This window comes from Mesorhizobium sp. M7A.F.Ca.US.014.04.1.1 (assembly GCF_003998745.1).
GTDB lineage: Bacteria > Pseudomonadota > Alphaproteobacteria > Rhizobiales > Rhizobiaceae > Mesorhizobium > Mesorhizobium ciceri.
Window position 1 is genome coordinate 1 of record NZ_RZRW01001387.1, and the last position, 551, is coordinate 551.

General features: G+C 60.1%; 2 protein-coding genes. Both read right to left on the reverse strand.

What is annotated here, in order from left to right; translation table 11 throughout:
- A partial coding sequence (locus EOA22_RS36695; RefSeq protein WP_245478817.1) for a sugar phosphate nucleotidyltransferase occupies positions 1–199 on the reverse strand: 199 nt, incomplete at its 3' end.
- A 13-nt stretch (positions 200–212) separates the two neighbouring features.
- Positions 213–452 carry a hypothetical protein gene (locus tag EOA22_RS36700; RefSeq protein WP_127326026.1) on the reverse strand — a complete coding sequence of 80 codons (240 nt, stop codon included), beginning with the start codon at positions 450–452 and terminating at the stop codon, positions 213–215.
- Positions 453–551 lie beyond the last annotated feature (99 nt).

A 551-nucleotide genomic window follows, 5' to 3' on the forward strand; every position in this document is an offset into this window, starting at 1 on the left:
CGGCATGCCGTTCGGAGGCTATCAGGTAGATCGGCGTCTCTCCGTCCGGCCGCGCCTTAAGGCGACGAACAGTCTTGGCAAGCATAGAGCCATCCCCCGAAAGATCGTGGAATTGCTTGGGGTTGTCTTCGCGCGAGAGCGGCCACAGCCGTGAGCCGACCCCCCCGCTCATGACAAAACTTACGATCCGGTCAGACATGGTCCAATTCCTCTCAGAATGTCTGGTTGTAGGCTCCGACCTCTGGATTGCCGCCCAGCACGCCATCGAGAGCCTCGAGTATCTCTCGGCGCCGCTCTGGCGACACAGGCTTTCCACAACCAGGACGATCTCCGCTTTGTTCGACGACGCCCAGGCCCCAGGTGCCGTCCTGAAAGCCCGTGGCTTTGATCGGAGCACTGGTTTTGAAGGCGAATGTGTTTGGACTCGCGTGTCCGACTATGTTCACGGTCACGATTTCCGCTCCGCAGTTTAGCGCCAACAGTCGTAACACGCGCCGCACGTGGCCGCCTTCATGAATTCGAGTAGCCCTATCGCCCTAGCTGCCACCCCT